Source organism: Photobacterium sp. R1, assembly GCF_054600795.1.
On the sequence record NZ_BAAHZP010000011.1, the window covers coordinates 71,774 to 85,223 of the forward strand.

Below are 13,450 nucleotides of genomic sequence, written 5' to 3' on the forward strand. Positions count from 1 at the left end.
GGTTGATGGCTGTAGCTGCCAATAAACGCTCTGTGATGACGCTGTATTCTGATGCTTCGGATATGTATAGCCATCAGGTGCGTATTGTACTTGCAGAAAAAGGCGTAAGTGTTGAGATTGAGCTGGTTGACCCAGACAACTTGCCTGAGGATCTGCTAGACCTGAATCCATACAATTCTGTTCCAACCCTGGTGGACCGTGAACTGGCTCTGTATCAGGCTGGTATCATCATGGAATACCTGGATGAGCGTTTTCCTCACCCACCTCTGATGCCAGTATATCCGGTTGCTCGTGGTAACAGCCGCCTGATGATGTATCGCATTGAGCGTAACTGGTATTCACTGGCTGAGAAGATCGAAAAAGGCTCAGCGGATGAAGCTGAGAAAGCCCGTAAACAACTGCGTGAAGAGCTGCTGGCTCTGTCGCCAGTGTTTGCTGAATTCCCATATTTCATGAGCGAAGAGTTCAGTCTGGTTGACTGCTACCTGGCACCACTGTTGTGGCGTTTGCCAGCGATGGGCATCGATTTGATCGGCCCTGGCTCTAAAGAAGTGAAAGCCTATATGAGTCGTGTATTTGAACGTGATTCATTCCTGGCGTCTCTGACTGAAGCTGAGCGCGAAATGCGCCTGGCAGGTCAGTAATGGATATGGCGGAGATGACCCCGCGCCGTCCTTATCTGGTGCGGGCTTTCTACGACTGGCTGGTGGATAATGATTTGACTCCCCATCTGGTTGTTGATGCAATGCTGCCAGGGGTGCAGGTTCCACAGGAGTTTGTCAGCAATGGTCAGATCGTCCTGAACCTGGCACCTCGCGCGGTGGGTAATCTCGAGCTGGGTGATGAAGTGATTCGCTTCAATGCCCGTTTCGGGGGACGGCCTCAAGTTGTGGCCGTGCCTCTGGCTGCAGTCATGGCGTTGTATGCACGTGAGAATGGTGCAGGCACGATGTTTGAGCCTGAACCGGCATACGAGCTGTCTTCCAGTGAGTCTGAAATTGCTGAAGTGATCGCCGAGGAAGAGCAACTGTCGGCTGTGACCAGCGATGGCATCGATCACGAAGAGTCTGTTTCGCCTGCGGAAGAAGCCCCACGTCCCCGTGGCCGCCCAAGCCTTCGGGTTGTGAAGTAGTTTTTCACATCTGTCAGCCATGAAAAAAGCAGTGCCTCCGAGGAAGCACTGCTTTTTTTATATCTTCATTTCGGAATCAGCGACCTGCTGGTTGCGATACATGAAGTTTAGTCTGTGTACTCAAAGGCTTTGATGACATGCTTCACGCCGTCAATATTTCGGGCGATATCAGCCGCGGTTTGTCCCTGCTCACGGGTGACAAACCCAAGCAGATACACGCGTTGGTTTTCCGTCGCGACGGTCACGGCGCTGTTTCTTAATTTTTTACTGGCGATCAGCTGGGCTTTGACTTTAGTGGTCAGCCAGCTGTCTCTGCCGACATCGGCCAGTGTTGGCAGCGGACCGATTTGCAGCTGGTTATAGACCGTTTTGACAGAACCCAACTGTTTGACGTCAGTAACCAGTTGTTCGGCTGTTGACTGATCGACAGCCTGACCGACCAGTAACACTTTTCCTTCAGTTGAAATGGCATTGACTCTGACTTTGTTCAGATAAGGGGCCTTATTGACCATACCGCCAATCTGCATTGCGACGTGTTGATCCTGCCAGTGCTGCTGGCCGCTGCGCGGGTCAGTTTGCAGCAAAGTGCCACAGCCCTGTAACAGGATCAGAAAGAGCAGGGCAATCCGAGAAATGCACTTCATAGCTTATCCTTCGTGCTGAGGAAACAGAATCTGGTCAATCAGATCGCACAGGCAGTGTACCGTGAGTAAATGACCTTCCTGGATCCGTGCCGTGCGCTGTGAAGGAATCCGAATTTCCACATCCTGTACACCCAGCAGGCCCGCCATTTCTCCGCCATCTTTCCCGGTCATCGCAATGATGTTCATGTCACGGGTCAGTGCAGCTTCCATGGCTTTGATAATGTTTTTGCTGTTGCCGCTGGTGGAAAACACCAACAGGATATCGCCGGGCTGACCTAAGGCGCGAATTTGTTTCGAGAACATTTCATCCTGATGATAGTCGTTCGCAACAGCGGTCAGCGTTGTGGTGTCTGCGGTCAGCGACAGGGCCGGCAGGCTGGGACGTTCTGTTTCAAAACGGTTAATCAGGCAGGAGGCAAAGTGCTGTGCGTTTGCCGCTGAACCGCCATTTCCGCAGCACAGAATTTTATTGCCATTCAGCAGGCTCTGAACCATGAGTTGCGCTGAACGTGAGATGGCATCCGGCAGCGCTTCTGCCGCGGCGATCTGGGTTTGAATACTTTCGGTAAAGCTTTCTTTGATGCTCTCTAGCATATGTCACTCTTCGACTAAGGTATTGGTCAGCCAGGTAATATGGCGGTCATTGCCCTGAATGGCGACTACATCAAACCGTAGCTGGCAGTGTTCGGCTGAGAGACCTTGTGAATGCAGCCAGTACAGCGCGGCACGTTTCACTCGTTGCTGCTTGCGCCAGTCGATGGCTTCAGCCGCTGAACCATAGCGGTCGTGGGCACGGAATTTGACTTCGATAAACACCCAGCAGCCGCCGTCTTTCATGATGAGATCCAGTTCGCCGCCCCGGCAATGGATATTGCGGGCGACACTGGTCAAACCCTGGCGTTGCAGGTACTGCTCCGCCAGAGATTCGTAATGGTACCCTTGCTGGCGCTTATTGAACAGGTTCAATGCCATTGGCGGTGAAAACAGCCCAGTCCAGCTGGCGCTGTACGACACAATGATCGTCAATACTCAACTGGCCGGTACGACCCTGTGTACTGTAACTGTCGACGACTTTCATCTGAGGCAGTTCGGTGATCATCCGGTACGCGTCCATACCAAAAGCATGCAGGCGGATCATGCCGTTCTTCTGTCCCGGCCAGAGCTGTTCAAATTTCTGCATAAACGGCTGATCCGGAGCAGCGAGCAGTGGGATGTCACTGAATTCAATGCCAGACAGTTCATTCATACCGGCTTTGTTATCCGGGTTGGCACGTGAACTGGCATAAAGCTTCGGTGGTGTGACATCCGGATTAATCGCGACCTGTATGAAGGGCTTCAGCAGCGTGACTTCATTCCGGTTCGCAATCAGGTAGACCGCATCTGTATCTCTGCGGCTGCGGGCCTGGGTTTCAAGTGACATACCCAGCACTTGCTGCATCTGGTCATTCCGGGCCCGGCTGTCGGTCAACCCGAATACAGTTGCAATCTGGTTTTGAATGTCACGGCTGGAACCGAAGGTCTGCAGTTCTGCCTGTTTACCCGTCAGGGTTTGCCATTTATCGACAAATGCCTGGCTGACCCGGCGGCCAAAGTCGTTGGCTGGTGCCATCACCATCGGATTGTGGTGACCCGCAGCATAGAGGTGTTGCGCGGCCTGTTCTGCTTCCTGTTCCGGCGAAAGAGAGAAATAGCAGGTATTTGGCTGGCTGAGATCCAGATTCTGCGGTTCATTCAGCGCCAGCTGCGTCATGTTGCCCCCTTCAGCAGACTGAAATTCCGTGATGAATTCTTTCCGGAGCGGACCGATAACCAGTTGGATACCGCCCTGCTGAAGTTTATTGACGATACTGAACATCGGTTCGGATTCGGTATCGTAAATCGACAGTTCAGTGCTTGGGTCACGTTCGCCATCTTCGAGCATCGCATTGAGGAAGCCGTCGCGAACGGCTTTCCCCTGGCTTTCAAATTTACCAGAGAGCGGCAGCAGCAGCGCCACTTTTTCCAGCTCAATGACTTCCAGACTCATGATGGCCTGCAACTCGGCGGGCAGATAAGTACTGGCCGGATGATCCGGGTGGGTCGAGAGCCAGTTTTCAACTTCAGACTTCAGCCGGACCGGGCGCTGGGCATAAGCGTTCTTCAGCATGCTCAGTTCGACCCAGCCCTGCAGCACCGTTTCATTGGCCGCAATTTTTGCACTCTGGAGCTGGTGAGTATTGTATTGCGATAAGTCTTGCCACAGGTTCTGCCAGTTCACCGCTTTTTCACTTGTGTTGAGGTACTGAGCCAGGGAGGTGCGCTCACGGGCAGCCTCGAAGTATTGCTCTGTCTGGTTCAGCAGCTCGGCACGCAGCAAGTGGTAGCGACGGTACTGGTTATCGGACAGCGGCCACCATGGCAGGAAATTCAGGGTTTCCAGTGCGGCTTTGGGCTGTCCTTGCTGGTATCGCAGCGTCGCGCGGGCCAGTTGCCATTCCGCCATCTGCACCGGAGACATGTTCAGACCTGCCAGTTTGTTTGCTTGCTGCTCGGCCTGCGACCATCGGCCTTCTTTGATCAGGGCTTTCAGCGCCAGAATGTGCCAGTCGATACTGACGGCACCTTCGGAGGCTTCCGCTTTCAGCAGATAATTGGTCGCCGAGTCCGTTGCAGGTGCAGTGATATCCGCACCATAGGATGACGATTGTGTGCCCGGCGCTGAACAGCCTGCCAGGATCACGGCAAGGGCCACAGGGGCCAGAATACGTGATACACTTTTGCGCTTATGGGTAAAATTAAGCATTGAATTCATTCAACTGTGACAAATTACTCTCTATATTAATTGCAGATGAGATCATAGACAAATGAGTGAGACCAATTCGTGTTCGGTGGATGTCGCAACTTTGTACATCGTTCCGACCCCGATCGGCAATTTAGCCGATATCACCCAACGCGCGCTGGAAGTTCTTGCCAATGTGGACTTAATTGCCGCTGAGGACACGCGCCATACCTCTCGCCTGTTGTCCCATTTTGCCATTTCTACCCGGACTTTCGCGCTGCATGATCACAATGAACAGCAGAAAGCGGATGTACTGATAGACAAATTACGTCAGGGCAGCAGTATCGCGCTGGTCTCTGATGCCGGTACACCTCTCATCAGTGATCCAGGATACCATCTGGTGACGCGCTGTCGTCAGGCGGGTGTTAAAGTTGTGCCGCTGCCGGGAGCCTGTGCGGTGGTGACAGCCTTAAGTGCTTCAGGGTTGCCATCAGACCGCTTCAGTTTTGAAGGCTTTCTGCCGGCCAAGAGCAAAGGACGCCAGGATACCTTTCGTGCCTTGATGGAAGATCCGCGCACTCTGATTTTTTACGAATCACCGCACCGTATTCTGGATTCCCTGGCTGATATGCTGGCTGTGCTGGGACCGGAACGGCAGGTAGTGCTGGCCCGGGAACTGACCAAGACGTTTGAAACGATCCATGGCGCTCCTTTGGGTGAACTGATCCCCTGGCTGAATGAAGACAGCAACCGGATCCGGGGGGAAATGGTTCTGCTGGTGGCCGGTCATCGTGCAGATAAAGACGATCTGCCTGCGGAGGCGCTGCGTACCCTGAAGATTCTGGCGGCTGAGCTGCCGCTGAAGAAAGCCTCTGCGATGGCCGCAGAGATTCACGGTGTGAAAAAGAACGCGCTTTACAAGTGGGGACTGGAACACCTGGATTAAGCCAGAATTACCTGAGACTGATTACTTTCACGTCAGTTTCCGGGCAAAGGTGATCTTTCTCTGGTATCCGGGCCGGGAGTTTTATACAATCCGCGGTCTGAGTTGACCAGGTAACCGCTGCTTCGTTGATGTCCTTTGGGAGACTGACGAGGGGGAGGAAAGTCCGGGCTCCACAGGACAGGGTGCCAGATAACGTCTGGGGGGCGTAAGCCTACGACCAGTGCAGCAGAGAGCAAACCGCCGATGACTCGCTTGCGAGAACAGGTAAGGGTGAAAGGGTGCGGTAAGAGCGCACCGCGCGACTGGCAACAGTTCGTGGCACGGTAAACTCCACCCGGAGCAAGACCAAATAGGTCCCTAATGGCGTGGTCCGCGCTGGGGACGGGTAGGTTGCTTGAGCCTGCGAGCGATTTCAGGCCTAGAGGAATGGTTACCGCCGCGCAAGCGGAACAGAACCCGGCTTATCGGTTGACTCACTTCATTTTAGAAAGGTGATGTTTGCATTCGTGCGGGCATCACCTTTTATCGTTTCTGGGGGAGCAAACCGAAACGTTTATCCCGGGCAATGCCCCAAAGCCGGCGGCGATGCAGGGCAAAACAAGGCAACCGCATCAAATGTTTGTCAGAACCGCTGTCGCTGTCTTGACAACATTTTTGCCGCCTTCGTACACTTCGTGTTGGTTTTTTGCGGTGAAAATGCGGATTCTGTGGCAAGAATTTCATTTTCCCTGTTGCCTGCATTCAATGGGCAGGTATAAATACTGTTGTGTGTACTGACTGGGGCATGGAAACATTGCCCGGTTGGTGACCGATGACTGTCCTGAACAGTTCAGGCAGTGCAGCAGACAACCAACGCCCAGTGTTTTCTGGAGAGGGCATCCGGCCGGTGCCTTCAGTACGCTTTTTATTCAGCTGAATCAACAATTATGTCCGAACAATTTGCACATGTTTCTGTGCTGCTCCATGAGTCTGTCGATGGCCTGGCCATCAAACCAGACGGCATCTATATCGATGGCACTTTTGGCCGTGGCGGCCACAGTCGCCTGATCCTGTCCCAACTTGGTGAAGATGGCCGGTTATATGCCATCGACCGCGATCCGCAGGCGATTGCGGAAGCGGCTAAGATTGACGATCCGCGCTTTTCCATTATCCATGGCCCTTTTTCCGGTATGGCGGGTTATATGGCTGACCTGGGTCTGGCCGGCAAAATTGACGGTGTGCTGCTGGATCTTGGCGTTTCCTCGCCTCAGCTTGATGATGCCGAGCGTGGCTTCAGCTTCATGCGTGACGGCCCGCTGGACATGCGAATGGATCCGACTTCCGGTGTGTCTGCGGCAGAATGGCTGGCGACAGCTGATGCTGACGATATTGCCTGGGTACTGAAAGAGTTCGGGGAAGAACGTTTTGCCAAGCGAATTGCCCGCGGCATCGTGGAATACCGGACGAACCCGGACAATCAGCCGCTGGAGCGAACGACCCAGCTGGCGAAACTGATCGCGGATGTGTCACCGTTTAAAGACAAGCACAAACATCCGGCAACCCGCAGTTTTCAGGCAATCCGCATTTATATCAACAGTGAACTGGAAGAAATTGATACCGCCCTGCATGGTGCCCTTGAGGTGCTGGCTCCGGGAGGCCGTCTGTCCGTGATCAGCTTCCATTCACTGGAAGATCGTATGGTGAAGCGTTTTATCCGGAAGCAGAGCAAAGGACCGGAGATCCCGGCAGGTCTGCCGCTTACTGAAGACCAGATTAAAGCGCTGGGCAGTGCCGATCTGAAGGCTGTTGGTAAGGCGATTAAGCCAACGGCAGCGGAAACGCAGCATAATCCGCGAGCTCGCAGCTCGGTATTGCGACTGGCAGAGCGACTATGAGTATTCAGCCAACACCTGCAGACAGTCTGATCCGTCAGATCGGTCGCGATTTGGCGACAGTCGGCCGTGTGCCGCTGGTACTCATGGTGTTGGTGCTGATCTCGGCACTCGGAGTGGTGTATATCACTCACCAGTCACGTCAGCTGGTGGCGCAGCAGGAGCAGTTACTGATTGAGCGGGATGACCTCGACATTGAGTGGCGTAACCAGCTGCTGGAGGAAAACTCGCTGGCAGAACACAGCCGTATTGAAACTCAGGCTGAGAAGGCGCTTGAAATGAAGCGCCCGAATGCAAATAACGAAGTTGTTGTGCAGTGATGAAAAAAGACACGTCTGCTCCTGAACCGCAAACCCCACGCCCTGCATCTGCCTCATCCGCCTTTATTCCGTGGCGCTTCGGGTTAATCTGCGTAATTATCGCACTGGCTCTGCTCGCTTTGATTGGCAGGGCTGCGTATATCCAGGTTCTGGAGCCGGGCAAGCTGATTCAGGAAGGAGACCTCCGCTCGTTACGTGTCAAAGCGATGCCTTCTGCACGGGGCATTATTTCCGATCGCAATGATGAGCAACTGGCTGTCAGTGTACCGGTACAGGCGGTCTGGGCTGATCCTGTTGATATCTATAAGCATGGCGGCATTACCGAACCGGCCCGCTGGCATGCGCTGGCCGATGTTCTCGGGCTGGATCGCAAAGAGATGCTGTCCCGACTGGAAGAGAACAAAGCACGTCGGTTTATCTATCTGCAACGTCAGGTCAGCCCGGCGATGGCGGCTTATGTCAGCCGTCTGAAACTGCCCGGTATCGGACTGAAAGATGAGTCCCGCCGTTTTTATCCGGCTGGAGAAGTCAGTGCGCACCTGATCGGGGTGACCGGTATTGACGGACGCGGTCTGGAAGGAGTGGAACGCACCTACGACGGCTGGTTGACCGGAGAACCGGGACGCCGCACCGTCCGAAAAGACCGTTACGGCAGGGTGGTCGAAAACATTTCCCTCAAACAGCGGGAGCCGGGTAAACCGCTGACCCTGAGTATCGATCAGCGCCTGCAGGCCGTCGCCTATCGTGCCGTGAAGCAGGCTGTGGTGGATTACAACGCAACTTCTGCATCGATTGTCATGGTGGATGTCCGAACCGGCGAGGTTCTGGCAATGGTCAATGCCCCGTCTTACAACCCGAACAATCGCGATCAGCTGCAAAGCTTCCGGATGCGTAACCGGGCCATTACCGATGCAATGGAGCCGGGTTCTACGATCAAACCTTTTGTGGTGCTGGCAGCACTGGAAAACGGTGTTGCTGATGAGCAAACTATCATTGATACCGGCAACGGCATTATGCAGGTCGGCGGCAGCCGGGTCCGGGACGTGTCCCGGGTCGGCAAGGCGGATCTGGCGAAAATCCTGAAAAAGTCCAGTAACATCGGGGTCAGCAAATTATCACTGGCAATGCCGGTTGATGCCGTGCTTGGCATGTACAGCGGGATGGGATTGGGAGAAGCCTCGGGGATTAACCTGATTGGTGAAGCCCAGGGGTTGTTTCCGGATCGCCGTCGCTGGTCTGATTTTGAACGCGCAACACTGGCATTTGGATACGGTATTTCGGTAACACCGATTCAGTTAGTGCGCGCTTACGCAACTCTGGGAGCGATGGGCGTAAACCGGCCATTGTCGATCCTGAAAACTGAAGCTGTGGTACCTGGTCGCCAGGTGGTCTCTGCAGCGAATACCCGTAAAGTTCTGAATATGCTGGAAGGCGTGACTCACGCGGACGGCAGTGCCAAGCGGGCTGCGGTGCCGGGTTACCGGGTTGGCGCCAAAACGGGGACCGCGAAAAAAGCGGCTGCCGGGGGCTACAGTGATGAATATGTTGCCATGACCGCAGGTCTGGCACCGATCAGTGAGCCGCGGATTGCCATGGTTGTCGTGGTAAATGAGCCGCAGGGCGATGCGTATTATGGGGGTCAGGTTGCGGCACCGATTTTTTCAGAAGTGATGGGCAGTGCCTTGCAGATTCTGAATGTCAAACCTGATGCCGGAAAGGGTGATCAATTAAATATCGTACACAACAGAGGCAAATCTGATGCCGGAACCTGATGTTTCACTTTCTCTGGGGGAGCTGCTGGCTCCCTGGTTTGATCCAGCCGTCCTGACACCATCTGTCGCGGCACTGGCTGTGCGTGAGCTGACAATGGACAGCCGGGCGGTGTCGCCGGGCTGTATTTTTGTGGCCATTAAGGGCCATGCCGTGGATGGTCGCCAGTATATTGCTGCTGCAATTGCTGCAGGAGCCGCAGTGGTGCTGGCTCAGGCCGAAGAGAATCAGTCAGACGGACAGGTGGATTATCTGGACGATGTTCCGGTGATTGCGATTCAGGACCTGCCGGACCGGTTGTCCGAGGCGGCGGGAAGGGCCTATGGCCAGCCGGATCAGAAATTTCAGCTGGTCTCGGTGACCGGCACCAACGGTAAAACTACGGTCAGTCAGCTGCTGGCCCAATGGGCAACATTGCTGGGACGTACTTCCGGGGTGATGGGCACCACAGGAAATGGTTTGCTCGGCAGCCTGGTTCCCGCGGTGAATACGACCGGGAACGCCATCGATATTCAGCGGACGCTGGCTGATCTGGCTTATCAGGGGGCGGACTTTGCCGCCATGGAAGTTTCCTCGCATGGTTTGGTGCAGGGGCGGGTCAAGGCTGTGCATTTTGCTGCCAGTATTTTCACCAACCTGAGCCGGGATCACCTTGACTACCATGGTGATATGGATGCGTACGCAGCTGCGAAACAAAGCCTGTTTACCCAGCATCATGCAGGTATTGCTGTGATCAATGCCGATGATGCCGTTGGGCGGGTTTGGCTCATGACCTTATCTGATGCCGTGGCAGTTGCCACAGACCAGCAGTGTCTGGCGGCACACAGCGGACCGAAACTGTGGCTGACCGCTGTCAGTTACTCTACTCAGGGCGTGGCAGTATCGTTTGACTCCAGCTGGGGGGCAGGTGAATTCACTGCACCTCTCGTAGGCGCCTTTAATGTGTCGAACCTGCTGCTCTCGCTGGCAACGATGTTATCGCTCGGCTATCCGCTGGATGCGCTGCTAGCGGCGGCACCACGTCTGCAGGCCGTGACCGGCCGGATGGAAGTTTTTCAGACCGCTGACAAACCTATGATGGTGGTTGATTATGCTCACACCCCGGACGCGCTTGAGAAAGCGCTGGCGGCCCTGCGCCACCATTGCGAAGGGCAATTGTGGTGTCTGGTGGGCTGCGGTGGCGAGCGGGATCGCGGTAAACGACCGATGATGGCGTCCGTGGCCGAACAATTGGCAGACCATGTGATTTTGACCGACGACAATCCGCGCAGTGAATCACCGCAACAGATTGTCGCCGATATGCTGGCTGGCCTGACGCACCCAGAACGGGTCCAGGTCATCCATGACAGGGCCGAAGCCTGTAAACAGGCATTCATTCAGGCCGGCACCGATGACATTGTGCTGGTGGCCGGAAAAGGGCACGAGGATTATCAGGTCCTGGCGGGGAAAACAATTCACTACTCCGATCGTGAAACCGTTCAGGCCTTGTTGGAGACACACGCATGATTCAGGTGACACTGAACGAGCTGACGAGGGCGCTGGACGCCCGTCTGATTGGTCAGGACGTCAGTATCGGGATGGTATCAACCGATACCCGGACGATTGAGCCGGGGACACTCTTTATTGCGCTCAAAGGTGAGCGTTTTGATGCCCATGATTTCGCCACACAGGCTCAGGCGCAGGGAGCAGCAGCACTGCTGGTCAGCCGACCGCTGGACGTAGCGTTGCCGCAGCTGCTGGTCGACGATACCCGGCTGGCTTTGGGGCAACTGGGGGCCTGGCTGAAAGCGAAGATGACCCGTGAGCACGGACTGAAGACGGTGGCTCTGACGGGCAGCTGCGGTAAAACCACGGTGAAGGAAATGGTTGCGGCGATTCTGGGTCAGTGCGGTGAGGTGCTGGCCACTGCCGGAAACTTCAATAATGACATCGGTGTGCCGCTGACGCTGCTGCGTCTGACACCGGAGCATGATTTTGCCGTGATTGAGCTGGGTGCGAATCATGAGAAAGAAATCGCCTATACCACGGCGCTGGTTCAGCCAGAGGCGGCGCTGGTCAACAATCTGGCGGCTTCTCATCTGGAAGGCTTCGGCTCGATGGATGGCGTGGCAAGAGCCAAAGGCGAGATTTTTGAAGGGCTGGTGCCGGGCGGCACGGCTGTAATCAACCTTGATTCCAACGCTCTTGAAATCTGGCAGCCAGTACTTGCTGACAAGCAGGTTGTCAGCTTTGGCATGCCGGAAGCGGCGGCTGAAACGGCTCAGAAAACTGTCGCAGGGCTCTCAGCCAGCGGGATTAGCATTAACCCTCAGGGCTGCCCTTGCTTTACAATGCATACCCCTGCCGGTGATGTGACACTCACGCTGCCGGTAGCCGGACGCCACAATGTTGCCAACGCGCTGGCGGCCACAGCTTTGGCTCTGGCAATGGGGGCGACGCTGACGCAGGTCGTGGCGGGACTGGAACAGATGACGGCAGTGAAAGGCCGTGCTCTGATCCTGAAACCCAGAACCGGACTGCGTCTGATTGACGATACTTATAATGCCAGTGTGGCATCTGTGAAAGCTGCGATAGATCTGCTGGCTGATTTCGAGGGACAACGCTGGCTGGTCTTTGGCGACATGGCTGAGATGGGACTGGAAAGTGAGCGGATGCATCGTGAGATTGCGGATTACGCCCGGCAAAAACAGCTGGACCGTGTGATGACATTCGGCAAAGACAGTGCCATTGTCAGTGCGCTGAATCAGGGACAGCATTTCAGTGATAAACCAGCTCTGCTGGACGAACTGACAACACTGGTACAGCTGCATCTTCATCAGGAATCCTTGAAGGATCCTCAACAACAACAAGAGATAACAGTGCTGGCAAAAGGGGCGCGCAGCGCCCGGATGGAAGATGTGATTGCCGCATTGCAGGACTTATAAGAATGATTTTTTGGTTAGCAGACTTACTTGAGTCGACTTTTCCTTTTTTCCGTTTGTTTGAATACCTGACGTTTCGCGCCATTATCAGCGTGCTGACCGCGTTGATTCTTTCCCTGTGGATGGGACCTCGCCTGATCGCCCGTTTGCAGATGATGCAGATTGGACAGGTTGTTCGTCATGATGGTCCGGAGTCTCATTTCAGCAAGCGCGGAACACCGACGATGGGCGGGATTATGATCCTGGCCGCCATCACTTTGACCGTGCTGCTCTGGTCTGATCTCAGTAACCCTTATGTCTGGGCCGTGCTGACGGTGATGCTGGGTTACGGCGTTGTGGGTTTCATCGATGACTATCGTAAGGTTGTCCGTAAAAACACCGACGGCCTGGTCGCCCGCTGGAAGTATTTCTGGCAGTCAGTGATTGCGCTGGTTGTGGCGTTTGCTCTGTATGTGCACGGAAAAGACACGGCGGCAACACAGCTGGTGGTGCCGTTCTTCAAGGAAGTGATGCCACAACTGGGTTTGCTGTATATCGTCCTGACCTATTTCGTGATTGTGGGTACCAGTAATGCTGTGAACCTGACGGATGGCCTGGATGGACTGGCCATTATGCCAACCGTGATGGTTGCGGCAGGGATGGCGTTTATTGCCTGGGCAACCGGCAACGTGAACTTCGCCAGCTACCTGAATATTCCTTATATCAGCGATGCCAGTGAACTGGTGGTCGTCTGCGCCGCGATTGTCGGGGCCGGGCTGGGTTTCCTGTGGTTCAATACCTATCCGGCTCAGGTCTTTATGGGTGATGTGGGTTCACTGGCGCTGGGTGGCGCATTGGGAACCATCGCGGTTCTGGTTCGTCAGGAATTGCTGCTGGTGATCATGGGCGGTGTGTTCGTGATGGAAACCGTGTCTGTGATCCTGCAGGTGGGCTCTTATAAACTGCGTGGTCAGCGGATTTTCCGGATGGCACCAATTCATCACCACTATGAACTGAAAGGCTGGCCGGAGCCGCGCGTCATCGTGCGTTTCTGGATCATTACTCTGATGCTGGTGCTGTTTGCGCTGGCAACCCTGAAGGTACGTTAA

General features: G+C 54.9%; 12 protein-coding genes, 1 other RNA gene and 1 pseudogene. 10 read left to right on the plus strand and 4 right to left on the minus strand.

Annotation, left to right across the window (positions count from 1 at the left end; translation table 11 throughout):
- Window positions 1-5 precede the first annotated feature (5 nt).
- Together sspA and sspB are read left to right on the plus strand one after the other, a co-directional pair.
- A complete protein-coding gene (gene sspA, locus ACYP03_RS17560) occupies window positions 6-644 on the plus strand; it encodes a stringent starvation protein SspA (protein WP_248143905.1) in 639 nt (212 codons plus the stop codon).
- Complete coding sequence (gene sspB / locus ACYP03_RS17565) at window positions 644-1,132, plus strand: ClpXP protease specificity-enhancing factor (RefSeq protein ID WP_248143906.1); 489 nt, start codon at window positions 644-646, stop codon at window positions 1,130-1,132. Before sspA ends, sspB begins: the two co-directional genes overlap by 1 nt.
- 107 nt (window positions 1,133-1,239) lie before the next feature.
- Here the strand turns inward: sspB and ACYP03_RS17570 are convergent, their stop codons facing one another.
- From ACYP03_RS17570 to ACYP03_RS17585, 4 genes are read right to left on the minus strand one after another with little or no spacing between them, the layout of a single operon-like run.
- Complete coding sequence (locus tag ACYP03_RS17570; protein ID WP_459781321.1) at window positions 1,240-1,776, minus strand: BON domain-containing protein; 537 nt, start codon at window positions 1,774-1,776, stop codon at window positions 1,240-1,242.
- A gap of 3 nt (window positions 1,777-1,779) precedes the next feature.
- On the minus strand, window positions 1,780-2,370 hold the full coding sequence (locus ACYP03_RS17575) for a phosphoheptose isomerase (protein ID WP_248143908.1): 591 nt from the start codon (window positions 2,368-2,370) through the stop codon (window positions 1,780-1,782).
- Window positions 2,371-2,373: 3 nt separating this feature from the next.
- A complete protein-coding gene (locus tag ACYP03_RS17580) occupies window positions 2,374-2,748 on the minus strand; it encodes a YraN family protein (protein ID WP_459781324.1) in 375 nt (124 codons plus the stop codon).
- Window positions 2,726-4,558 (minus strand): penicillin-binding protein activator, encoded by a 1,833-nt coding sequence (locus ACYP03_RS17585; protein WP_459781326.1) that lies wholly within the window; start codon window positions 4,556-4,558, stop codon window positions 2,726-2,728. The genes ACYP03_RS17580 and ACYP03_RS17585 overlap by 23 nt, the downstream gene beginning before the upstream one ends.
- Before the next feature lie 61 nt (window positions 4,559-4,619).
- On the opposite strand from ACYP03_RS17585, the gene rsmI reads away from it, so the two are divergent.
- The 8 genes and pseudogenes from rsmI to mraY all read left to right on the plus strand — a co-directional run bounded on the left by rsmI (window position 4,620) and on the right by mraY (window position 13,450).
- Window positions 4,620-5,480, plus strand: a complete 861-nt coding sequence (rsmI, locus tag ACYP03_RS17590) for a 16S rRNA (cytidine(1402)-2'-O)-methyltransferase (protein WP_248143911.1) — start codon at window positions 4,620-4,622, stop codon at window positions 5,478-5,480.
- A 98-nt stretch (window positions 5,481-5,578) separates the two neighbouring features.
- Window positions 5,579-5,960: RNase P RNA component class A (gene rnpB, locus ACYP03_RS17595), an RNA gene on the plus strand.
- Window positions 5,961-6,406: 446 nt separating this feature from the next.
- Window positions 6,407-7,354 (plus strand): 16S rRNA (cytosine(1402)-N(4))-methyltransferase RsmH, encoded by a 948-nt coding sequence (rsmH, locus tag ACYP03_RS17600; RefSeq protein WP_459781329.1) that lies wholly within the window; start codon window positions 6,407-6,409, stop codon window positions 7,352-7,354.
- Window positions 7,351-7,671, plus strand: coding sequence for a cell division protein FtsL (ftsL, locus tag ACYP03_RS17605; protein WP_330961450.1), 321 nt, complete (start codon window positions 7,351-7,353; stop codon window positions 7,669-7,671). The genes rsmH and ftsL overlap by 4 nt, the downstream gene beginning before the upstream one ends.
- A 104-nt stretch (window positions 7,672-7,775) precedes the next feature.
- A pseudogene (locus ACYP03_RS17610) lies at window positions 7,776-9,443 on the plus strand (penicillin-binding transpeptidase domain-containing protein); the annotation flags it as partial.
- The gene (gene murE, locus ACYP03_RS17615; RefSeq protein WP_459781332.1) at window positions 9,430-10,947 is read left to right on the plus strand and encodes a UDP-N-acetylmuramoyl-L-alanyl-D-glutamate--2,6-diaminopimelate ligase; all 1,518 of its coding nucleotides are present in this window, start codon (window positions 9,430-9,432) and stop codon (window positions 10,945-10,947) included. The pseudogene ACYP03_RS17610 and the gene murE, both read left to right, overlap by 14 nt.
- Entirely contained in the window at window positions 10,944-12,365 is a 1,422-nt protein-coding gene (gene murF, locus ACYP03_RS17620; protein ID WP_459781334.1) for a UDP-N-acetylmuramoyl-tripeptide--D-alanyl-D-alanine ligase, read from the plus strand. Before murE ends, murF begins: the two co-directional genes overlap by 4 nt.
- Window positions 12,366-12,367: 2 nt before the next feature.
- A complete protein-coding gene (gene mraY, locus ACYP03_RS17625) occupies window positions 12,368-13,450 on the plus strand; it encodes a phospho-N-acetylmuramoyl-pentapeptide-transferase (RefSeq protein WP_248143918.1) in 1,083 nt (360 codons plus the stop codon).

Bases quoted from the DNA above. Each gene is read 5' to 3' on its own strand.
- sspA (WP_248143905.1), top strand. From the start codon at position 6: ATGGCTGTAGCTGCCAATAAACGCTCTGTGATGACGCTGTATTCTGAT.
- sspB (WP_248143906.1), top strand. From the start codon at position 644: ATGGATATGGCGGAGATGACCCCGCGCCGTCCTTATCTGGTGCGGGCT.
- ACYP03_RS17570 (WP_459781321.1), bottom strand. From the start codon at position 1,776: ATGAAGTGCATTTCTCGGATTGCCCTGCTCTTTCTGATCCTGTTACAG.
- ACYP03_RS17575 (WP_248143908.1), bottom strand. From the start codon at position 2,370: ATGCTAGAGAGCATCAAAGAAAGCTTTACCGAAAGTATTCAAACCCAG.
- ACYP03_RS17580 (WP_459781324.1), bottom strand. From the start codon at position 2,748: ATGGCATTGAACCTGTTCAATAAGCGCCAGCAAGGGTACCATTACGAA.
- ACYP03_RS17585 (WP_459781326.1), bottom strand. From the start codon at position 4,558: ATGCTTAATTTTACCCATAAGCGCAAAAGTGTATCACGTATTCTGGCC.
- rsmI (WP_248143911.1), top strand. From the start codon at position 4,620: ATGAGTGAGACCAATTCGTGTTCGGTGGATGTCGCAACTTTGTACATC.
- rsmH (WP_459781329.1), top strand. From the start codon at position 6,407: ATGTCCGAACAATTTGCACATGTTTCTGTGCTGCTCCATGAGTCTGTC.
- ftsL (WP_330961450.1), top strand. From the start codon at position 7,351: ATGAGTATTCAGCCAACACCTGCAGACAGTCTGATCCGTCAGATCGGT.
- murE (WP_459781332.1), top strand. From the start codon at position 9,430: ATGCCGGAACCTGATGTTTCACTTTCTCTGGGGGAGCTGCTGGCTCCC.
- murF (WP_459781334.1), top strand. From the start codon at position 10,944: ATGATTCAGGTGACACTGAACGAGCTGACGAGGGCGCTGGACGCCCGT.
- mraY (WP_248143918.1), top strand. From the start codon at position 12,368: ATGATTTTTTGGTTAGCAGACTTACTTGAGTCGACTTTTCCTTTTTTC.